Genomic DNA, 19,310 nt, shown 5'->3' on the forward strand with positions numbered 1-19,310 from the left:
ATCACAACTCCCATTGTGGGGACGGTGCGATGCGGGCACGGCATTCGCCAAAGCCGATCCGCACGAAGCCTGATGCCTCTGCAAAGGCGGTGATGACGATTTCGTCTCCATCCTCCAGGAAGGTGCGGCTTTCTCCATTGGGCAGGCGGATGGGCACTTTGCCGCCACTGGTGAGTTCGAGCAGGCTGCCCTTGCTCTCGTCTGCCGCACCCGACAGCGTACCCGTGCCCAGCAGGTCGCCGGTGGAGAGATTGCAGCCATTGACGCTGTGATGGGTGAAAAGCTGGGCAACGGTCCAATACATGGCCGTCATCGAACCTTGGCTGAGGCGATGGAGCGGCTGCCCGTCGGCCTGCATCCGCGCAGTGGACAGATAGACTTCCATCGTCACGTTCAATGCTCCGCTCTGCTGGTCGTCGGAGTCGAACAAATAGGGAAGCGGCGCTGGGTCGCTTTCCGGCCGCGCGGGCTGGGCAATGCGATAAGGCCCCAGCGCATCCATGGTGACGATCCAGGGCGACACGCTGCTGTGAAAACTCTTGGCGAGGAAGGGGCCGAGCGGCTGATATTCCCATGCCTGTATATCCCGCGCCGACCAGTCATTCAGGATGGAAAGCCCGGCCATATGATCCGCCGCCTGCTTAATCGGGATGGGATGGCCCAGCGCATTGCCGCGCCCGACCCAGATCGCCATTTCCAGTTCGTGATCCAGCCTTTTGCAAGGGCCGAACAAGGGCGTCTCCGCTCCCGGCGGCATGGTCTGCCCATTGGGACGAACGACATCCTCGCCTGAAAGTCGAACGGAGGATGCGCGGCCATGATAGCCGATAGGAACATATTTATAGTTGGGTAGCAGTGGATTGTCGGGCCGGAACAGCTTCCCAACGTTCACGGCATGATGGATGCCGGTATAAAAATCCGTATAGTCGCCGATATGAACGGGCAGGTGCAGCTTGCACTGATCCACGGGATAAAGCGCTGGACGAGCGGATTTTTCTGCGGCCGGATCGGTCAGCAGACGGAACAGGCCATGGCGCAGCGCGCGCAATGCATCATTGCCTGCGGCCAACAGATTGTTGAGGGTGGAACTGTCCGCCAGCCGCGCCGCGTCGCCTGCGTCTTGCGGCAGGAGGGGAGCGACCGCCCCTAGGTCGAGAATTTCCGTGCCGATCGCGACACCGCCGCGCGGCCTTTCTGATGATGGCGAGAATAATCCCAAGGGGAGATTCTGGACCGGAAAATCGCTATGTCCGTTTGCGCTCTCAACCCAGCTTCGGGCGGCGGGATCGTGCGTGAAATCGACCCGGGCCATCAAATCTCATCCTCCTTGTGCAGCCAGTCCGCATGGCGGGGCGCTTTCTTGGTTTGTGCCCATTCCTCCAGCATCAATGGCGCGAGGCGCGTTAGTTCGGCATATTGTTCCTGCGTCCCGATATTGCAGGCCAGTTCGATGCGATGGCCGCTCGGATCGAAGAAATAGATGGATTTGAAAATGCCGTGATAGGTGGGGCCGAGCACTTCGACGCCCTCTCCCTCGATATGCGCCTTGGCGGCGTGCAGGGCATCCATGTCGGGCACTTCGAAGGCAAGATGCTGGACCCAGGCCGGCGTATTGGGATCACGCCCCATTTCGGGCTGATTAGGCAGTTCGAAAAAGGCCAGTATATTGCCGCCCCCGCAATTCAGGAACACATGCATATAGGGGTCATAAGTTCCGGTCGAAGGCACATGATCCTCGGCAAAGGCCGAGGTGTAGGTCATGCCCAACACCCGCTGATACCATTCCACCGTCTCTTTCGCATCACGGCAGCGATAAGCGACATGATGGATGCGGCTGATCCTGAATGGAGGCATGATCCTCTCCTGGCTGCTGCGCGCTCCGCCGTCCTTGCGACCGGCAAACTGGTATCAGTTGACACTATTTTACGCTTTGCGAAATATAGTGTCAACTGATACCAGTTTGCAATGTCCCGAAAGACGCTGCGGCTCGATCAGTTTCTGCCCTATCGCCTGTCGGTCGCGGCCAATCGCGTTAGCAACGCGATTGCCAGCGCCTATGACAGGCTTTTCGCGCTAAGCATCCCGGAATGGCGTTTGATTGCCGTTCTGGCGGAAAGCGAAGAGGCCACGCAGAATGAGATCGGCCAGAAAACCGTCATGGACAAGGTGACAGTCAGCCGCGCCGCCATTTCCCTGACGAAACGGGGATTGATCGAGCGCTCGCCAAATCCTCGCGATGGGCGGTCCCATATGCTTTTCCTGACCGGGGAGGGACGCGATCTCTATCGCCAGATTGCTCCCAAAGCCCTTGAACTGGAGCAATATGTATTCTCTTCCCTGTCCGGCGATGATCTTGCGCGGTTATGCGATATTCTGGATCATGTGGGGCGCAAGGCCGATGAATTGTCCGGCTGAGGGATTGAATCCCGTCGGCATGCCGCACAGCGGACGGAAATAACAGGGACAAGAAAGATCATGGATCTGCGTAGAGATATGGACCGGGGCTTTTCGGCTGGCTATGCGGAGGAGGCATCAATCGCACATGAAAGGAATCGTAATGAATAACAGCGATCTGGCCGACAGCATTGCAGCCGCAAATGGCTTGTCGAAAGCGGATGCGCGCAAGGTTGTCGACGGCGTGTTCGCCGCGATCGCCGACGCGGCGGCCAAGGGGGAGGAAGTATCGCTCAATGGCTTCGGCAAGTTCAAAGTGAAGGATACGCCTGCTCGTGAAGGACGCAATCCTGCGACCGGCGCCACCATTCAGATCGCCGCTTCCAAGAAGCTCGCCTTCGCACCGGCCAAGGCCGTGAAGGACAAGCTGAACGGCTGATCCGGTAAATGAACTTCGACGATCAGCTCTACCGTTATTTCGGGAGCACTGGACTGGACGGTCTGGCACCTGAAGTCATTGCGGCTGGCGTCGAGAAAATGCGCGTCGACTTCGGACTGGAAACAGACCGAAGTCGACGTTTCGCTCTTTGGTCGCTGTTGTTCCTGCTTGGGGATGCGCCGGACATCGACGTGGCGTTTGCGGATTTCGCCGATCGCGATGCGGCGCGCAATTTCATGGAATTGATCGAGAAGGCGGATTGAAATCGCCGCTTGCCGGTGCTTTTTTAGCCATATTGGGGTGAGATGCCACACCCGATAATAGATGCATCAACAGCATTGATTTACTTCTGCTGAAGAAAACTCCAATAAATGGCATTATCCGATTCGATAGAGAAGGCGGCATATTATGACTGACAGCGTTCATCCAGATCTCAACATGCTGGCGGTTCAACTTCTGAGCGCTTATGTTGCCAACAATATAGTTCCCCGAGAAGATTTGGTGGAACTTATCCGTTCGACGCGAGCAGCATTGGATGAGCCGGTGAGGGAGGCCCCCGCTCCGGTCGAAGAGGCACCTATCGCCGCTGTCTCTGTCCGCAAGAGTCTCGCTTCCGCCGATCATATTCTTAGTATGATTGATGGAAAACCATATAAGACATTGAAGCGTCATCTTGCGACCCATGGTATGACCCCCGATGAATATAGGGAAAAATTTGGCTTGCCCAAAACCTATCCCATGGTCGCGCCAAGCTATTCGGAACGTCGACGGGCGGTTGCCAAGGAAGTGGGTCTGGGCCGGAAGCGGTCCGAAGGGACTGTGCAAAACATTCCGGTGAATGAAGCTCCGAAAGAAAAGGCAAAAGCCGCAACTGCCAGGAAGGCTGCCCCGCGCAAGCCGCGCGCCGCTGTCGCTGACAGCGCCGCTTCGGTTGCAACGGCGCCCAAGGCGAGTATATCGGCTGACAGGAAGGCGAAAGGCAGGAAGGCCACGACGCCAAGGGCCAAGTCGGTTGGAAAATCCATCGAACGCAAGGCTGAATAGCTTTTACGCGCGAAGCGGGGAATGAAGCGGGTCGCTCCATTCCCCAAATTTTGCGGGTCTCCAAAAATTTTCGGTGGCGAGCTTCGATGAACGGCGTCATGAAACCTTCGCGCCTCCGATAGAGGTCATGCGAGGTGGTGGAGGATTTTGGACAGATGGCGGGAGCCGCATTCATTACTGGAGCGACGGCGGGGATCGGAGCCGCTTCGGCGCGGCGTTTCGTTGATGCAGGCTGGAAGGTGATTGTCACAGGCCGTCGCGCAGAACGCCTCGCGGCATTGGTGGAGCAGCTTGGGGCGGACAAGGTTCATGCGGTTAGCTTCGACATGCGCGATGATGCCGCGATTGATCATGCCATTGCAACTTTGCCGCCTGCCTTTGCCGACATTGACTTGCTCATCAACAATGCCGGTCTGGCATTGGGAACCGCGCCAGCCCAAAGCGCCGATCTTGCCCAATGGCGGCAGATGATCGACACTAATGTGACGGGACTGGTGACCATCACGCACAAATTGCTGCCAACCCTCATTGCGCGCAAGGGTGGGATCATCAACCTGAGTTCAGTCGCCGCGACCTATCCTTATGCCGGCGGGAACGTCTATGGTGGGACTAAGGCATTTGTCCATCAATTCAGCCTGGGCCTTCGCTCCGATCTGCATGGTACGGGCGTCCGCGTGACATCCATCGAGCCGGGCATGGTGGAAACCGAATTCACCCTGATCCGTACTGGAAGCAAGGTGGCGTCCGACAGTCTGTATCAGGGTGCCGCACCCATGACGGCAGAGGATATAGCCGAAACGCTTTTTTGGGTCGCAACACAGCCCGCACATCTCAATTTCAACACTATCGAACTCATGCCTGTCAGCCAGTCCTTTGGCGGTTTTCAGGTCGCGCGTGATAGCTGAAAAGCCTACCCGGAATGGGGCCGATTGGCGCCGTTCCGGGCAGGCTATGATGAGCTAGCTTCTGTATTTCCTGCTGATCTTGGTGGCTTTGTTGGCCGCTTCGGCAAGTTCCGCCGCCTCAATGCCATAAATAGCGGCGGCTGCTTGAAGTAGAGAGGCAGAATAGCAAGATTGACCCTGAGAGCCTGAACGAGATTTATCGTGCATAATACATCCTTTCACGGCGATAATTATCTAACCGGAATGATGTGAATGGTGGGCTGCGAAGATATCGCCCAAATGGCTTGCGCTACATGTGCACATCATCGCAGCCGAACGATTTGGATAGTGCCCAAAGGGGCAGCTTCTCTATCTGTTTGTCATGGTATCGCGCATCATATCATCCCCAGTCTGTGGTGGGGGAACACGACACTGGCGTTATCGCCCTGGCATCGTGCGCTTTAGCCGTTAGTAACGCGGAGCAAGCTGCATCCCGATCAAAAGCCGCGGGTCGAATGCCGATGTTTCCATCCGGCGCGATGACCATCCGCGCCGCTTGAGCAATCTCTACCTAATCAATAGATTGAAAGGAGCAAATCAACTTATACTTGCGGAGGCTATAGCTGTCCTGTGGCGCCCCGCGGTTTGGAGGCGGTGTCAGGGGCGATAGTCCCAGCGCTGCAACTGAATCTGGCCATCAGCAGCGATCACCAGTTCGCCCAGGGCACCCGTCCGCAATTTCAAGGAAGCCAGAGGAAGATTAAGGGCCAATAATGCAAAGCGCGCCGCGCCGTTGCTGGTCACAAGGATGTCCGTGCCTTCCTCACCGTTGGCGAGATAGGCTCGCCAGGCCGCGAGGCGGGTTTCGGCATCGACCCGCCAGCCCGGAGGAGCGATGGCCTGTTCGTCCCAGGCCGCGATGGCCTCCGCGCCGACCCGCGCCCATACCTCCTGTTCTGGAAGTCCTTCGTCTGGGCCATGGTCAATCTCATTGAGCCAGGGCAGGACACCGTCGATTGTCTTAACCAAGGCTGCGCCGATCCTTTCCGCCGTTTCCCTTGCGCGCAGAAGTGGCCCGGAAAAAATATGCCGGACAGAAAAATCCTGCTCCGCAAACCATGCGCCCACGCGATCGGCCTGTATTTGGCCGCTGGTCACAAGAGGAATGTCCGTTGCAGCGCCGATGCGGCGTGGCTGTGCATCGCTTTCGAAGGTGTTCCCATGCCGGATGATGAAAATGCGGCGTGTCATGGGCGCGAGATTAAGGCAGGAGAGGCGTCGGATCGCCATGCATAGCGATCAGCGCCTCCACACGGGCGATGTCCTCTTCCGTATCGATGCCCGAACTGTCGAAAAGGGGCGGCGGCACAGGAATGGTCGTGACGGGGATTCCCAATTCCAGCAGCCGTAATTGCTCCAGTCCCTCCAGCGTTTCCAATGCCGTCGGCGCCGTCCGCTCAAAGAGTTGTAGCGCCTCGATTGAATAGCCATAGAGGCCGACATGGCGCCAGATCGGAGAGAGCGGTTCCGTCCGGCGCAAGGCCGCTTCATCGCGAATGGCGGGAATGATCGCCTTGGAAAACCAGAGCGCGCGGCCATCCGAAGCGCGCGCGCAGGTGGTGCCGCTGAACGGAGATCGCATCTTGTGATCCCGCAGCGAATCGAGCGCTGCCCAATCGAGCGCGATCACTGGCGTTGCGACCCGAGCGCCTTCCCGCAGTGAGGAGATGACGGCTGCCAGTGCGCCTTCAGGCTGAAAAGGGGAATCGCCCTGTAGATTGACGATCAACTGGGGTGACGCTGGTCGGGCGATAGCCGCCGCAAGAGCGCGTCCGGACCCTGTGGCGATGGCGCTGTCCGTCATCACGGCTTCGCAGCCCGCTGCCCGGGCGTGATCGGCGATCTCGCCATCGTCCGTCGCTACCACGAGTTCCATGTCGGGCAGGCCCCGAATGGCATTGCGCGCCATGGCGATGGTACGATGCAGCAATGTGCGCCCCGCGATCATGTGCAGAGGCTTGCGTGGAAGGCGGGACGATCCTGCCCGCGCTGGAATGACGATCAATATGTTCAGGCAACCCCGGCTTCGAGCAGATCGTGCATATGGACTGCGCCTATCAAACGTTCATCTTCGCAGACGAAGAAGAGCATGACGCTGCTGTCGTGCATCCGGCGCAGGGCTTCCGATGCCAGTTCATCCGGTCCGACGGAAAGCGGCGTGACCGTCATGAACTGTCCTATGGATTCTGTCAGATTCTGCTTGGCAGTCAGCGTCCGGCGCAGGTCGCCATCGGTAAAGGCGCCAATCAGCCGTTCGTGGTTGTCGACGATTGCGGTGCCGCCCAACCTTCCTCGCGTCATTTCGATCGTGGCTTCCAGAAGCGTGGCGTCTCCCCGGACTTTGGGGATGTCGTCGCCCGAGGCCATCAATTCGCGCACTTTGACAAGTTGCGCGCCCAAGCGGCCATTGGGATGGAATTTATGAAAATCATCGGCGGAAAAGCCGCGCATTTCCATGAGCGAAACAGCGAGTGCATCGCCAAATGCCATCTGGACCGTAGTCGATGTGGTAGGGGCCAGCGAATTAGGGCAGGCTTCCTGGACGGGAGGCATCAAGATGCTAATGTCCGCTGCCTGCGCGATCGTGCTGTTGGACTGGGCTGTCATGGCGGCGAGGGGAATGGCAAAACGCTTGCAATATTGGATGATCGGACCGAGTTCGGTGGATTCGCCCGAATGCGAGAGCATCAGCACCAGATCCGCCGGGGTGACCATGCCCAGATCGCCATGACCGGCATCGGCGGGGTGCAGGAAAATCGCGGGCGTGCCCGTGGAGGTCAGCGTGGCCGTCATCTTCCGCGCCACTATGCCGCTTTTGCCTATACCGGTGACGATCAACCGGCCACGCACATTCATGATAAGGCCGATGAGCCGAAGAAATGCGCCGGCAAAGTCGCGTTCCGCAAACTGCGCTTCCAGCGCATTGAGCCCGCTGGCGGCGACGGCAAGACTGCGACAGGCGGTTTCAACGATGTGGCCACCTGATTTGAATGGCACAATATTGGATACTGTAGACACGCATTCGCCCTTTTTCGCGTAACGTCCCGGCCCCATCCGGTTGACGAACACGCCGACGACCACCTTTAGGCGGATCGCCTGTTATCTTGTTCTGAGCCGGATCTCATTTTATCCGGATGGGATATGACTTACGATATTTTTGTGACTTGTTGCAATCTATTATGCTGTTGAGAAATATCGCCGTTCTGGATCATGCAGCGTTAGAATACGGTCAAATGCCGTAAATGCACGATTGATCGAGGAACTTTTTGCTTGATTGAGCGTGCAGCTTATTATCCGATAGCGTGATAATCGCGATACCAGGACACGAATCGCGGCACACCCACTTCGATCCCGGTGGTTGGCGCGAAGCCCACGTCACGCGCAATCGCGCTGATATCGGCGTAGGTGGCGGGCACGTCGCCGGGCTGCATGGGTTGGAAATCCATTTCCGCCTTTCGTCCGCAGGCATCCTCCAGCACGGCGATCAGGTGCATCAATTCTTCCGGCCGATTATTGCCGATATTGTACAGACGGTGGGGAGTCCGGCTGCCACCCGCCTTTACAGCGCCGTCGTCGGGGGGCGCATTGTCGAGACAGGCTATGACGCCGGCGACGATATCGTCGATATAGGTGAAGTCGCGCTGCATCCTGCCATGGTTGAAAACGGGAATCGGCTCACCGGCCAGGATCTTTGAGGTGAAGATCCACATGGCCATGTCGGGCCTGCCCCACGGGCCGTAGACTGTGAAGAACCGCAGTCCGGTCATCGGCACCCGGAAAAGATGGGCATAGGTTTCGCTCATCAGTTCGTCGGCGCGCTTGGTGGCGGCATAGAGCGATACGGGATGATCGGCGCGATCCTCCACTCGGAACGGCAATGTGTCATTGCCGCCATAGACGGATGAGGACGATGCATAGACCAGATGGCGCACGCGCCGTTCCCGCGCCAGTTCCAGCATGTTGACATGCCCCGTCAGATTGGAACGCACATAGGCGTGCGGATTGACGAGCGAATAGCGAACACCCGCCTGCGCGCCCAAATGGACGATCGCCTCCACTGGATGATCGGCCAGGGCGCCTTGCAGGGCGGGCATGTCGGCAAAATCCAGTTCGGCAAAGGTGAATAGCTTGCCATGACGTTCGGAAAGGGCTGCTATGCGATCCTGTTTGAGTGATACCGCATAATAATCGTTCATATTATCGATGCCGATTACCGCGCGTCCGTCTTCCAGCAGACGGTCGGCGACCTGCATGCCGATAAAGCCGGCCACGCCGGTGACAAGAATGGTCATGCGGATATCCGATGCTGCAATAGGCCGTAATCATGCTGCACGACGCTGTCTCCCTGCTTGCCCGTCAAGACGACGTTCCTTCCACTTTCCCAGCCCACTCCGCGCACGATGTAAAGGGTTCTGCACCCGGTGTCGTCCAGGGAAAAGCCCCATGACGATCAAAGCTTAGCTATTCTCTAATCTTTCCTGCCTATGGGCATGATATGGATATGGCAACGCATCCTTCCGCGTCGGCGGGTCATCCGCATGCGCGCTTGCGCCGTGCTCGCTGGGCCGATCTGGCCAGCGCGGCGGCGGAGGCGAACGCATTTTATGCGCCGGACATGCTGGAGGCGGCTCTGGACCATCTCGCAGTCCATAAGGGCGTGCGGTTGATCGAGGCGCAGGAGGAAGGCCGTTCCATAGGCCTTCTACCGGTCATCATGGCGCCGAACCATGGGCGCCTGCCCGTTCCCTGCGTAGTCAACTGGATGCACGACCATTGCTTTTTCGGCGCGCCTCTTGTCCGGCAGGGGCATGAGCTAGCCGCGTGGCGCAGTTTTCTGGCGCAGCTTGACGATGCCGATTGGGCGTCGGGTTTCCTGCATCTGGAATCTCTGGATGCGGCGGGCGCCAATGCAGCAGCTCTGGAGGCGCTTTGTGTCGAGCAATGGCGCGGGCGGCGGGAAATCCATCGCTATGACCGCGCCATGCTGCGATCCGACCTGTCAGCCGATGATTATTGGGAAACCCACGTCCGCGCCAAGAAACGCAAGGAATTGCGTCGTCTGCAAAAGCGGCTGGCGGAATTGGGCCATATGGAGACCCGGCTTTTGGCCAGCGCGGCGGACCTGCCGCTATGGTGTCAGGATTTCCTGACGCTGGAAGCATCCGGGTGGAAGGGGCAGCACGGAACCGCACTGGCGTGCAAAAAGGGCGACGAAGCCTTTTTCCGCACGGCCTGCGCTGCGGCCCTTGAAGCCGGACGGCTGCATTTCCTGCGGATGGATCTGGACGGTCGCGCCATCGCCATGCTCGTCAATTTCCGTCATGGCGAAGGCGCCTTTTCCTTCAAGATCGCCTTTGACGAGGCGTTGGGGCGTTTTTCGCCCGGCGTATTGATCGAGATCGCCAATCTCCATGCCGTGCAGGGCGACCCGGGCATGACGTGGATGGATAGCTGCGCCGCCGCCGATCATCCCATGATCGACAGCCTGTGGGCGGAGCGACGGACCATCGTGCAATATCGCATCGCCTTGCACGGGCGCGGCGTCAGGCGCCTGGCTCGCGGAGCGGCCTTCACGCTCGCCAACGGCGTCGAACGGATAAGCCAGATCATGAAAGGACAGGCATGACCGCCCATGGTTCGATCACGCCGGGGAAGGAAACGACCACCCGGATATTCTCCGATAGCGCGCGCGTGGCTTTCACCGCTGCCTATCCCGATCAGGCGGCGCCGCTTACCCATGATCTTGTCGATCATCCGCTGCTGACGCTGGCGGCTCTGGCCGATTTGGCGGAGCGTATGCCGGCGGGGAGCGTCGAATATAATCTGGGAGCATTGCCGCTGGGCGTTCGCCCGGACGAAACGCCCTCCAACGGCCTGACGCTGGGCGAGACGATCCGGACCATAGAAACCAACGGCAGTTGGGCCGTACTGAAGAATGTGGAGCGGGACGCGATCTATGGCGCGTTACTGGATCAGGCGTTGGCGGAATTGGAACCCATGGTGGCGCGCAGGACAGGGCCGATGTTGCATCGGGAAGCGTTCATCTTCCTGTCCTCTCCCGGCAGCGTCACGCCCTTTCACATGGACCCCGAGCATAATATCCTGCTCCAGATTCGCGGAACCAAGACAATGACAGTCTTTCCGGCGCGCGACGAAGAACTGGTGCCGCCATGCAAGAGCGAGGATTTCCACAATGGCGGCCATCGCAATCTGGAATGGCGGGATGCATTCCTGTCGCGCGGGATTCCTGTTCTGCTGGAGCCGGGCGATGCGATACATGTGCCGGTGAAGGCGCCGCATTTCGTCCAGAATGGATCTGCCGTTTCGATCAGCCTGTCTATCACATGGCGGTCCGAACGCAGCGTGGCCGAGGGAGAGTTGCACAGCTTCAACGGGCTGCTTCGGCGCTGGAAAATGCCGATCGGGAAAGTCACCCGATGGCCCGAAAAGCAGATCGGGCGCCGGTTCGTCTATCGCATCATGCGGAAATTGGGCGCCTGAGCAGCCGTCGGAGCGTGGCTTCGGCCTCCAGACGGGGAGAGAAGCGTTCCAGCGCCCACCATTGCAGACGGTCCTCGCAAGTGGCCAGACTCTGCTTGTATCGATCCTTGCCCGCCAGCAGCGAATAGAGGTTGAGGTCGTGCGCCGCATAATCGCCGACAGCCGCCGCATGGCACAGGAGGCCCGGCTTGTCCTTGGCAGAGCGCGGCGCGGTGAAGGCGGACTGATAGTTCATCGCCACGCCGCGATGGATGAAGTTGAGAAGCAGTCCGACTGGATCGGCATCGCCATCGCCGCCGTCTGTGAACCGCAGCAGTTCGACATTTCCCTCCTCCAGTCCGCGTTCGGCGATGATGGCGACGAACCTGCGGAAGGCGGCATTGTCCCAGGCATTGTCCGCATGACGCCCCTGATTGAGCATCCGCATCTCCTCCAGCCATGGTTCGAGATCGGCGCGGCTGGCCCGGGCGACGGTGGGAAGCGCGCCGCCACGTTCCTTCATCGCGCGACGAATCTGACTGCGCGTGTTGGCGCTCAGCAGCGAGAGATAATCCCCTTTGGCAGCGCGCACGGCATCAAGATCGATCTGATATACCGGGGATTCATCGAGCTTCGCCCTGCGGTGGGCAGGGAAGTCCAGCAGCGGCGATTCCGGCGCGACGCCCGCAAGGTGCAGTACGCGCCAATCCTTGCGCGCGCCGATTGCCGATAGAACGGTGCGGGCAACCGGCAATTCCTGATCCGTCAGGATGAGCAGGCCGTTATATTCGATGAATGGGCGGTCCGCGCCATCATCGCCCGCCTGATTGAGACAGAGCGTGGCGGCCCTGCCCAGCAGACGTGGCATCATCGCATGGCCGACAAGCGCGAGTGCGATGTCATGCCCCTCATCGTTGGTAACGGCCAGGAGTTCGGGCCGCACGTCATAGGCATCAAGCCAAGCGCCGATCCATGTCCAGCCGAGAAAGAAGGAAGCGTCCGACTGCGCCTCCATCGTTCGCCAGCGGGCTTCGAGCGTTGTCCTGTCGGGAAGGGGAGAGAAATGCGCGCGAAGGGCCATGTCCCCTTGTGGCAAAGGCGTGGCCCTGGTCAAGCGGATAGGACGACATCAGGGGCGGAGTCGCCGAACCGGATCGATCGAGCCATCCGGCCGCACACCGGCCACCGCCAGCTCATGGCCCATCTGGCCCGTAAGGAAGCGATACCACATACGGAAATCGGCGCGCAGGGACCAGAAGGGATAATGGAAGGTCGCCGGCTTATTATGTTCAATCAGGCTATGACCGACCCATGCGAAGCCGTAACCGGCAAAAGGAATGGCGGCCAGCAGCCACCAGCCCTCAACCAGCAGTAGCGCTGCCATCGCCAATGCGACTACCAGCGTCGTGCCGACATAATGCAGCGCACGCGTGCCTGGGCGCGCATGTTCCTGAAGATAATAGGGCCAGAATTCCCGAAAGCAGGTGAACCTGTCCACGTCGCTCCTCTCTCAGCACGGGAGAATAACCGCTGTAAGGGAGCCTGTTAAGCCGGATGCGTCAGGCTGTGCGCCTGGCGAGAGCGAAGAGGAAATAATCATAGGCGGCGCGGGCGGCATGGGCCATGATGCTGTCCCGCGTTTCCCGGCCCTTATAATCCTTCATCACGAAAACGGATATCGTGAACATTCGCCCGTCGGGCAGAGTGACAATGCCGACATCGCCCCCATAGCCGTTCAGCGACCCGGTCTTGTGTGCGATCCGGGTGCCAGGCGGCAGCATGGCCTTCAGGCGCGCCTTGCCCGTGTGACAACGTTCCATCATGTCCAGCAGATAAGCGGTGCTGGCAGGCTTGAGCGCTTTGCCCAGCTGGATATTGGCGAGCAGTGCGTTCATCGCGCGCGGCGTCGAGGTGTCGCGGGGATCGCGCGTGAAGGCGATGTTGGGCATGTCGCGCGCGTCGCGCTCGCGTAGTGACGAATCCGCCTCCAGCGCCGCAGCGACATTGCGACGAAAGCTGCCCGCGGCCGGGCTGATGCCCATGGCGCGATAGAGCAGATGGGCGGTGTCGCTGTCGACGCGCAGCCCCTTGACGCCCAGCGCGCCGACCCATTCGTCTATCGCGGCGGGGCCGCCCGCGCGCGCCACCAGAGCATCGGTCGCATCATTGTCGCTATGGGTCAGCATCAGATCGATGAGGTCATGGACCGACCGCGATTTCGCGGGCAACGGCGGATCGATCAAGTCTTGAAGGTTGAGCGTTCCCGCATCCACCATCGAGAGAATCTTGCCCGCCACAGCGACCTTATATGTGCTGGCCATGGGGAACAGCGTATCGCCGTTCAGCGATTGCTCCTCCCCGGTCGACAGATCCTGCACGGCGATGCCGACGGTGCCGTCGGTCAGCACCGCGAAGCTCTGGAACTGAGCAAGGAGCCGCGCTTCGGCGGTTTGCTGCGGGAGGCTTTTGACAGGGCCGAAAGCATCCGCCGCGGGTAGCGGGGCGAGGAACAGGCCAAGGGCGGCAATGATAGCGCCAAAAGTGCGAGAAAGCGGCATGGCCGTTCTCTCCTCTATCCCGCCGTAGGAGGCAAGAGGCTTTGGGGTCGCCCGGTTGACAGGGGTTTGCCGTCCGGTTCATCACCCGAAACATGAGTGACACCATCAAGCTGGACGAAAGTTGGCGGGAGCCGATGCTGGGCGAGTTTCAGAGTCCCTATATGCAGGCGCTCAAGCGCTTCCTGGAAGGGGAAAAGGTCAGCGGGAAGCGGGTGTTTCCCAAGGGCAGCGAATATTTTCGCGCGCTCGACCTGACGCCGCTGGACAGGGTGAAGGTCGTGATTCTGGGGCAGGACCCCTATCATGGCGAGGGGCAGGCGCATGGGCTGTGCTTCAGCGTGAGACCGGGCGTGCGGACGCCGCCTTCGCTGGTCAATATCTACAAGGAATTGAATAGCGATCTGGGCATCGCGCCGCCGCGCCACGGATTCCTGGAGCATTGGGCACGGCAGGGGGTGCTACTGCTCAACAGCGTGCTGACCGTCGAAATGGGCCGCGCCGCTTCGCATCAGGGCAAGGGATGGGAACAGTTCACCGACGCCATCATCCGGCTGGTCAATCAAAAGGAGGAGCCCGTCGTGTTCCTGTTGTGGGGCGCCTATGCCCAGCGCAAGGCCGGATTCGTCGATCCATCGAAACATCTGGTGTTGAAGGCCGCGCATCCCTCGCCACTGTCGGCGCATAATGGCTTTCTGGGCTGCCGCCATTTCTCGCGCGCCAATGCGTTTCTAGAGGAGAAGGGGCGCGGCGCGATCGACTGGGCCTTGCCGGAAGTGGCCGCCGCCTGAAAATCAGACGATTCGACGCGGGGAAGGGAGAGCGATGCAATGGATAACGTCATTAACCTGCGGCAGGCGCGCAAAGCCAAGATGCGGGACGAGAAGGAACGGCTCGCGCAGGCTAATCGCGCGAAATTCGGCCGCAGCAAGGCGGAGCGGCTGGAAACGGAAGCCGGGGAAGCCCGCCGGGTTCGCGCTCTGGATGGGGCGCGGCGGGAGAAGGAGGGGCCGGACGCATCCTAGACTTGCCTTGATCGGATAGTGCCGTGCCGAATCTGCCCATGCAGCATGGATGCGGTTGCGCTCAAGGTCCGTGCCTGATACCGGCGCGCCCAATATCCGCGCCAGTTCCGAAGGAAGGTTGCTTCGCCCATGTCCGCTTCCAATCCCGACAAGATTAATCGCATCGTCCTCGCCTTTTCCGGCGGGCTGGATACGAGCGTGATCCTGAAATGGCTGCAACAGACCTATCAGTGCGAAGTCGTGACCTTCACGGCCGATCTGGGGCAGGGCGAGGAACTGGAGCCTGCGCGCGCCAAGGCTCGGCTGATGGGCGTCAAGGAAGAGCATATCTTCATCGACGACCTGCGCGAAGAATTCGTGAAGGACTATGTGTTCCCGATGATGCGCGCCAATGCGCTTTATGAGGGGCTGTACCTGCTCGGCACCTCCATCGCCCGTCCGCTGATCGCCAAGCGGCAGATCGAGATCGCGAAGCAGGTCGGCGCCGACGCCGTATCCCACGGCGCGACCGGCAAGGGCAATGATCAGGTGCGTTTCGAGCTGGGCTATTATGCGTTGCAGCCGGACATCAAAGTGATCGCGCCGTGGCGCGAATGGGATTTGACCAGCCGCACGAAGCTGATCGAGTTCGCGGAAAAGCACCAGATCCCAATCCCGCGCGACAAGCGGGGGGAAAGCCCGTTTTCGACCGACGCGAACATGCTCCATACCTCGTCCGAAGGGAAGGTTCTGGAAGACCCGTGGGACGAAACGCCCGATTATGTCTACTCGCGCACGGTGAACCCGGAGGACGCGCCCGACGCGCCGGAATATATCACCATTGATTTCGAGCGCGGCGACGGCGTGGCGATCAATGGCGTGGGCATGACGCCCGCGACTTTGCTCGAAACGCTTAACGAATATGGCCGCAAGCATGGCATCGGGCGGCTCGACCTGGTCGAGAACCGCTTCGTCGGTATGAAGTCGCGTGGCATGTATGAAACGCCGGGCGGCACCATCTATCACCTTGCCCATCGCGGCATCGAACAGGTGACGCTGGATCGCGGCGCGGCGCATCTGAAGGACGAACTCGCGCCCAAATATGCCGAGCTGATCTATAACGGCTTCTGGTTCTCGCCGGAGCGGGAGATGCTGCAGGCCGCCATCGACCACAGCCAGGAGAAGGTGACGGGCACCGTCCGCCTCAAGCTCTACAAGGGCGGGGTCTATGTCGTGGGCCGCAAGTCGCCTTATTCGCTCTACAGCGAAAAGGTCGTGACGTTCGAGGACGATGCGGGCGCCTATGACCAGCGCGACGCGGCGGGCTTCATCAAGCTCAATGCGCTGCGGCTGCGGCTGCTGGGCGGCCGGGATCGCTGAGATTTCGGCGTCTCGCCGTTACACATTGCGACATTTTATTCCGTGACATGACACAGTTGCGGGACAAGTCTTGCCGATAAGCGTTTCCAGGGACGGCCTTCGCCGTTCGTGACAGACATTTGGAAGGAAGACTGACATGATCCGCAAGTTCATGATGACGGTGGCCGCTGGCGCTTTGTTGACAGGGGGCCTTGCCGCTTCGCACATCGCTGCGGCGCAGGACGGCCCCGGTCGCGGCGGTCCGCGCGGCGGCATGATGATGATGGCCGATGCCAATAAGGACGGCAATCTCACCAAGGCGGAACTGACCGCCTCTCTCGAAGCGCGCTTTGCGAAGATGGACGCCAACAAGGATGGCAAGCTGAGCAAGGAGGACTGGGAACTGCGCCGCCAGCAGCGGCAGGAAGCCCGCTTCGCGCAGCTTGACACCGACAAGAACGGCCAGATCAGCAAGGCCGAATTCACCGCCAAGCCTGATCGCAGCGCCGAGGCGGGCAAGCCCGGCGGGCCGGATGGACGTCATTGGGGCGGCCGCCATCATCGCGGCTTCGGCAAGGGCATGAAAGCTGGACCGGACGGCGCGCAGGCTGGTCCCGTCACGCGTGAGCAGTTCGTGGCGCGCGGCGTGGCGATGTTCGACCGGGCCGACGCGAACAAGGACGGCACTGTCACCGCCGAGGAGATGAAGGCCGCGCATCAGGCCATGCGGAAGGCGTGGCAGGACCGCAAGGGATCGGATTCTGCGCCTGCCGCAGACACGCCCGCCGACTGACACGCACAATATGGGAAGGGCGGGGGCAGTTTGCCTTCACCCTTCCCCTCTCTTCCCAGCCGTGACAGAAGCCTGAAACATGAGCGAACGACCCCATTTGCTGCTCGTCGATGACGAGCGTTCGATCCGCGAGCCGCTGGCGCAATATCTGACGCGCAACGGTTTTCGCGTCACCGCCGTCGAAAGCGCGGCGGAAGCGCGGGTGCGGCTCAATGCCAACGCGATCGACCTGGTGGTGCTCGACATCATGATGCCGGGCGAGGACGGCCTGTCGCTGTGCCGCCATATCCGCGAGACGAGCGAGATTCCCGTGATCCTCCTGACCGCCAGGTCGGAGGAGACGGATCGCATCGTAGGGCTGGAAATGGGCGCGGACGACTATGTGCTGAAGCCCTTCTCCCCGCGCGAACTGGTGGCGCGGATCAAGGTGATCTTCCGCCGCGTCGCCACCGGTGGCCAGCGGGTGACGGCTCCCGACGGCGCGACCTATGCTTTTGCCGGATGGTTGCTCAAGACGCAGGAACGCACGCTGGTGGACGCCGAGGGGGTGGCGCTGCCGCTGTCGACGGCGGAGTATAATCTGATGATGGCCTTCGCCACCCGGCCCAACCAGGTGTTGAGCCGCGACCAGTTGCTCGACATCACGCAAGGGCGCGAAGCCAACGCCTTCGATCGCGCCATCGACAACCAGATCAGCCGCCTACGCAAGAAGATCGAACCGGACCCCAAGAACCCGACGCTTATCAAGACGGTTTGGGGCGGCGGCTATACCTTGTCGGCGGAGGTACGCAGGCTGTGAAGCGGTTGCGACTGTGGCCCCAGAGCCTTGTCGGGCAGGTCATCCTGCTGGTCGCCATCGCGCTGTTCGTGGCGCAGGCGATCAATTTTGCGCTCTTGCTGCGGGAACGGAACCGGCTGGAACTGACCGGGCAAACCGCCCCTGCCGTTTATCGCATCGTGGACGCGCTCGACAGTCGCGGCGACCGGCGAGCCGACGACCGGCGGGTGCGGGCGCGCTTTACCGATGCGCCACCGCGTGTCGAAGGACAACGGCGTCCCGATGTCGAAAGCCGGGCGGCGGCGATGTTCGAGGATATCGGGTTGCAGATGCGGTCCATTCGGGCGGTGCAGGACAGCGAAAGCCTGCCCATGCGTCGCTGGGAACGCCTTCGAGCCCGGGCGTCGGGTGCAGAACCGGTTATGCACAATGTAGGCCGATTGGTTATGGCGGCCGAATATGAGCCGGGCAAATGGGTCGTGACGCAGACGCGCACGGGTGAGCGGCCGCAACGTTTTGGCGGCTGGCTGATCGGACAGACTGCTATCCTTTATGTCATCGTGCTGTTGCCGTTATTGTGGGTAGGGCGCCGGCTGGCGCGTCCGTTGCGGCAATTGACGGAGTCCGCCGAGCAGTTCGCGCGAACCGGCGCCGCCGATCCGGTGGATGAGCGCGGGCCGGGCGATGTGCGCCAACTCACGACCGCTTTCAACGCGATGCGCGCGCGCATTTTCCTGATGCTGAATGAAAAGGACCGGATGCTGGGTGCGATCGGTCATGATCTGCGTACGCCGCTTGCCTCGCTGCGGGTCCGCACCGAATCGGTGGAGGATGAAGGCGAGCGCGCCCGCATGTCCGAAACCATTGATGAGATGAACCGGATGCTGGAGGACATATTGTCGCTCGCGCGGGCCGGGCGGAGCAGCGAGTCCGCGCAGAAGGTCGATCTTTCGGCTTTGGCGGATGCTGTGGTGGAGGATTTCCTGGAACTGGGATCGCCGGTCGACATGGCCGAGAGCGCTCGCGCCGTGGCCAATGTGCGCCCGCAGCAGATTCGCCGGGCCCTCCGCAACCTTATCGAAAACGCCACGGTCTATGGCGAGCGGGCGCATGTTTCGGTGGCGCGCCGGGATGGCGCCATTCACCTGATCGTGGAAGATGACGGCCCCGGTATCGCTGAAGATCGCATGGAAGAGATGATGGAGCCGTTCACCCGGTTGGAGGGATCGCGCAATCGCGATACCGGCGGCGCGGGCTTGGGTCTGGCGCTGGTACGAGCGATCATGGCCGAGCATGGCGGATCGTTGCACCTCGCCAACCGCGCAGAAGGCGGGTTGGAGGCGAGCTTGATTTTGCCTGCATAGGTATTTGCGGGCGATTGGCGCGATTGAGGAATGGGCGGGTTGTCGCTCCTCACCCCCGTTCGTCCTGAGTAGGGGCTGAGCGAAGTCGAAGACCCGTATGGGGCCGACGCGCCACATGTCCTTCGATATGCCTCTTCGATAGGCTCAGGAGCTGCT

Annotated in this window: 22 protein-coding genes; 13 read left to right on the forward strand and 9 right to left on the reverse strand. The window is 60.6% G+C overall.

The genetic code is table 11. From position 1 onward, the window contains the following. Nucleotide 1 precedes the first annotated feature (1 nt). Complete coding sequence (gene fahA, locus LDB26_RS01750; protein WP_257540037.1) at nucleotides 2-1,312, reverse strand: fumarylacetoacetase; 1,311 nt, start codon at nucleotides 1,310-1,312, stop codon at nucleotides 2-4. After that, nucleotides 1,312-1,854 (reverse strand): VOC family protein, encoded by a 543-nt coding sequence (locus tag LDB26_RS01755; protein ID WP_257540039.1) that lies wholly within the window; start codon nucleotides 1,852-1,854, stop codon nucleotides 1,312-1,314. Before LDB26_RS01755 ends, fahA begins: the two co-directional genes overlap by 1 nt. Before the next feature lie 111 nt (nucleotides 1,855-1,965). On the opposite strand from LDB26_RS01755, the gene LDB26_RS01760 reads away from it, so the two are divergent. The 5 genes from LDB26_RS01760 (at nucleotide 1,966) to LDB26_RS01780 (ending at nucleotide 4,782) form a co-directional block, all read left to right on the forward strand. Continuing rightward, complete coding sequence (locus LDB26_RS01760) at nucleotides 1,966-2,415, forward strand: MarR family winged helix-turn-helix transcriptional regulator (protein ID WP_062063336.1); 450 nt, start codon at nucleotides 1,966-1,968, stop codon at nucleotides 2,413-2,415. 142 nt (nucleotides 2,416-2,557) lie between these two features. Continuing rightward, nucleotides 2,558-2,833, forward strand: coding sequence for an HU family DNA-binding protein (locus LDB26_RS01765; protein ID WP_062063338.1), 276 nt, complete (start codon nucleotides 2,558-2,560; stop codon nucleotides 2,831-2,833). A gap of 8 nt (nucleotides 2,834-2,841) precedes the next feature. Beyond that, nucleotides 2,842-3,096 (forward strand): hypothetical protein, encoded by a 255-nt coding sequence (locus tag LDB26_RS01770; RefSeq protein WP_062063339.1) that lies wholly within the window; start codon nucleotides 2,842-2,844, stop codon nucleotides 3,094-3,096. Between the two features lie 145 nt (nucleotides 3,097-3,241). Then, entirely contained in the window at nucleotides 3,242-3,877 is a 636-nt protein-coding gene (locus LDB26_RS01775) for a MucR family transcriptional regulator (RefSeq protein ID WP_257540041.1), read from the forward strand. Nucleotides 3,878-4,032: 155 nt separating this feature from the next. Further along, on the forward strand, nucleotides 4,033-4,782 hold the full coding sequence (locus tag LDB26_RS01780; protein ID WP_062068479.1) for an SDR family NAD(P)-dependent oxidoreductase: 750 nt from the start codon (nucleotides 4,033-4,035) through the stop codon (nucleotides 4,780-4,782). A 636-nt stretch (nucleotides 4,783-5,418) separates the two neighbouring features. On the opposite strand, the gene LDB26_RS01785 is transcribed toward LDB26_RS01780, so the two are convergent. The 4 genes from LDB26_RS01785 to LDB26_RS01800 form a co-directional block, all read right to left on the reverse strand. Then, nucleotides 5,419-6,012 (reverse strand): histidine phosphatase family protein, encoded by a 594-nt coding sequence (locus tag LDB26_RS01785; protein WP_257542223.1) that lies wholly within the window; start codon nucleotides 6,010-6,012, stop codon nucleotides 5,419-5,421. Between the two features lie 10 nt (nucleotides 6,013-6,022). Continuing rightward, nucleotides 6,023-6,826: a 3-deoxy-manno-octulosonate cytidylyltransferase gene (gene kdsB, locus LDB26_RS01790; protein WP_231746401.1), complete on the reverse strand. Its 804-nt coding sequence runs from the start codon at nucleotides 6,824-6,826 to the stop codon at nucleotides 6,023-6,025. A 5-nt stretch (nucleotides 6,827-6,831) separates the two neighbouring features. Beyond that, on the reverse strand, nucleotides 6,832-7,839 hold the full coding sequence (locus LDB26_RS01795) for an SIS domain-containing protein (RefSeq protein ID WP_062068481.1): 1,008 nt from the start codon (nucleotides 7,837-7,839) through the stop codon (nucleotides 6,832-6,834). Nucleotides 7,840-8,111: 272 nt separating this feature from the next. After that, nucleotides 8,112-9,113: an NAD-dependent epimerase/dehydratase family protein gene (locus tag LDB26_RS01800; protein ID WP_062063345.1), complete on the reverse strand. Its 1,002-nt coding sequence runs from the start codon at nucleotides 9,111-9,113 to the stop codon at nucleotides 8,112-8,114. Nucleotides 9,114-9,316: 203 nt separating this feature from the next. Between LDB26_RS01800 and LDB26_RS01805 the strand changes: the two genes are divergently transcribed. Then, a complete protein-coding gene (locus LDB26_RS01805; RefSeq protein ID WP_257540043.1) occupies nucleotides 9,317-10,447 on the forward strand; it encodes a GNAT family N-acetyltransferase in 1,131 nt (376 codons plus the stop codon). Further along, nucleotides 10,444-11,322 carry a cupin-like domain-containing protein gene (locus LDB26_RS01810; protein ID WP_062063349.1) on the forward strand — a complete coding sequence of 293 codons (879 nt, stop codon included), beginning with the start codon at nucleotides 10,444-10,446 and terminating at the stop codon, nucleotides 11,320-11,322. The genes LDB26_RS01805 and LDB26_RS01810 overlap by 4 nt, the downstream gene beginning before the upstream one ends. Here LDB26_RS01810 and LDB26_RS01815 read toward each other — a convergent pair. The 3 genes from LDB26_RS01815 to LDB26_RS01825 all read right to left on the reverse strand — a co-directional run bounded on the left by LDB26_RS01815 (nucleotide 11,300) and on the right by LDB26_RS01825 (nucleotide 13,859). Beyond that, nucleotides 11,300-12,382 (reverse strand): GNAT family N-acetyltransferase, encoded by a 1,083-nt coding sequence (locus LDB26_RS01815; RefSeq protein WP_257540045.1) that lies wholly within the window; start codon nucleotides 12,380-12,382, stop codon nucleotides 11,300-11,302. The genes LDB26_RS01810 and LDB26_RS01815 overlap by 23 nt on opposite strands. Before the next feature lie 48 nt (nucleotides 12,383-12,430). Continuing rightward, nucleotides 12,431-12,799 (reverse strand): DUF962 domain-containing protein, encoded by a 369-nt coding sequence (locus LDB26_RS01820; protein ID WP_062063353.1) that lies wholly within the window; start codon nucleotides 12,797-12,799, stop codon nucleotides 12,431-12,433. A gap of 61 nt (nucleotides 12,800-12,860) precedes the next feature. Further along, nucleotides 12,861-13,859 (reverse strand): serine hydrolase, encoded by a 999-nt coding sequence (locus LDB26_RS01825; protein WP_257540047.1) that lies wholly within the window; start codon nucleotides 13,857-13,859, stop codon nucleotides 12,861-12,863. Between the two features lie 92 nt (nucleotides 13,860-13,951). On the opposite strand from LDB26_RS01825, the gene ung reads away from it, so the two are divergent. The 6 genes from ung to LDB26_RS01855 all read left to right on the forward strand — a co-directional run bounded on the left by ung (nucleotide 13,952) and on the right by LDB26_RS01855 (nucleotide 19,154). Beyond that, nucleotides 13,952-14,647 (forward strand): uracil-DNA glycosylase, encoded by a 696-nt coding sequence (gene ung / locus LDB26_RS01830; protein WP_062063356.1) that lies wholly within the window; start codon nucleotides 13,952-13,954, stop codon nucleotides 14,645-14,647. A 39-nt stretch (nucleotides 14,648-14,686) separates the two neighbouring features. Further along, entirely contained in the window at nucleotides 14,687-14,881 is a 195-nt protein-coding gene (locus LDB26_RS01835) for a DUF4169 family protein (RefSeq protein ID WP_257540049.1), read from the forward strand. Between the two features lie 129 nt (nucleotides 14,882-15,010). Beyond that, complete coding sequence (locus tag LDB26_RS01840; RefSeq protein WP_257540051.1) at nucleotides 15,011-16,240, forward strand: argininosuccinate synthase; 1,230 nt, start codon at nucleotides 15,011-15,013, stop codon at nucleotides 16,238-16,240. A 136-nt stretch (nucleotides 16,241-16,376) separates the two neighbouring features. Further along, on the forward strand, nucleotides 16,377-17,012 hold the full coding sequence (locus LDB26_RS01845; protein WP_145073663.1) for an EF-hand domain-containing protein: 636 nt from the start codon (nucleotides 16,377-16,379) through the stop codon (nucleotides 17,010-17,012). A gap of 79 nt (nucleotides 17,013-17,091) precedes the next feature. Next, nucleotides 17,092-17,811, forward strand: coding sequence for a response regulator (locus LDB26_RS01850; protein ID WP_062063365.1), 720 nt, complete (start codon nucleotides 17,092-17,094; stop codon nucleotides 17,809-17,811). Next, nucleotides 17,808-19,154: an ATP-binding protein gene (locus LDB26_RS01855; protein ID WP_257540054.1), complete on the forward strand. Its 1,347-nt coding sequence runs from the start codon at nucleotides 17,808-17,810 to the stop codon at nucleotides 19,152-19,154. The genes LDB26_RS01850 and LDB26_RS01855 overlap by 4 nt, the downstream gene beginning before the upstream one ends. Nucleotides 19,155-19,310 lie beyond the last annotated feature (156 nt).

Source organism: Sphingobium sp. CFD-1 (assembly GCF_024611115.1).
Lineage (GTDB): Bacteria > Pseudomonadota > Alphaproteobacteria > Sphingomonadales > Sphingomonadaceae > Sphingobium > Sphingobium baderi_A.

What these genes read in the sequence shown, in the direction of transcription:
- fahA (WP_257540037.1), bottom strand. Translation starts at nt 1,312, where the DNA reads ATGGCCCGGGTCGATTTCACGCACGATCCCGCCGCCCGAAGCTGGGTT.
- LDB26_RS01755 (WP_257540039.1), bottom strand. Translation starts at nt 1,854, where the DNA reads ATGCCTCCATTCAGGATCAGCCGCATCCATCATGTCGCTTATCGCTGC.
- LDB26_RS01760 (WP_062063336.1), top strand. Translation starts at nt 1,966, where the DNA reads ATGTCCCGAAAGACGCTGCGGCTCGATCAGTTTCTGCCCTATCGCCTG.
- LDB26_RS01765 (WP_062063338.1), top strand. Translation starts at nt 2,558, where the DNA reads ATGAATAACAGCGATCTGGCCGACAGCATTGCAGCCGCAAATGGCTTG.
- LDB26_RS01770 (WP_062063339.1), top strand. Translation starts at nt 2,842, where the DNA reads ATGAACTTCGACGATCAGCTCTACCGTTATTTCGGGAGCACTGGACTG.
- LDB26_RS01775 (WP_257540041.1), top strand. Translation starts at nt 3,242, where the DNA reads ATGACTGACAGCGTTCATCCAGATCTCAACATGCTGGCGGTTCAACTT.
- LDB26_RS01780 (WP_062068479.1), top strand. Translation starts at nt 4,033, where the DNA reads ATGGCGGGAGCCGCATTCATTACTGGAGCGACGGCGGGGATCGGAGCC.
- LDB26_RS01785 (WP_257542223.1), bottom strand. Translation starts at nt 6,012, where the DNA reads ATGACACGCCGCATTTTCATCATCCGGCATGGGAACACCTTCGAAAGC.
- LDB26_RS01800 (WP_062063345.1), bottom strand. Translation starts at nt 9,113, where the DNA reads ATGACCATTCTTGTCACCGGCGTGGCCGGCTTTATCGGCATGCAGGTC.
- LDB26_RS01805 (WP_257540043.1), top strand. Translation starts at nt 9,317, where the DNA reads ATGGATATGGCAACGCATCCTTCCGCGTCGGCGGGTCATCCGCATGCG.
- LDB26_RS01810 (WP_062063349.1), top strand. Translation starts at nt 10,444, where the DNA reads ATGACCGCCCATGGTTCGATCACGCCGGGGAAGGAAACGACCACCCGG.
- LDB26_RS01815 (WP_257540045.1), bottom strand. Translation starts at nt 12,382, where the DNA reads ATGGCCCTTCGCGCGCATTTCTCTCCCCTTCCCGACAGGACAACGCTC.
- LDB26_RS01825 (WP_257540047.1), bottom strand. Translation starts at nt 13,859, where the DNA reads ATGCCGCTTTCTCGCACTTTTGGCGCTATCATTGCCGCCCTTGGCCTG.
- ung (WP_062063356.1), top strand. Translation starts at nt 13,952, where the DNA reads ATGAGTGACACCATCAAGCTGGACGAAAGTTGGCGGGAGCCGATGCTG.
- LDB26_RS01835 (WP_257540049.1), top strand. Translation starts at nt 14,687, where the DNA reads ATGGATAACGTCATTAACCTGCGGCAGGCGCGCAAAGCCAAGATGCGG.
- LDB26_RS01840 (WP_257540051.1), top strand. Translation starts at nt 15,011, where the DNA reads ATGTCCGCTTCCAATCCCGACAAGATTAATCGCATCGTCCTCGCCTTT.
- LDB26_RS01845 (WP_145073663.1), top strand. Translation starts at nt 16,377, where the DNA reads ATGATCCGCAAGTTCATGATGACGGTGGCCGCTGGCGCTTTGTTGACA.
- LDB26_RS01850 (WP_062063365.1), top strand. Translation starts at nt 17,092, where the DNA reads ATGAGCGAACGACCCCATTTGCTGCTCGTCGATGACGAGCGTTCGATC.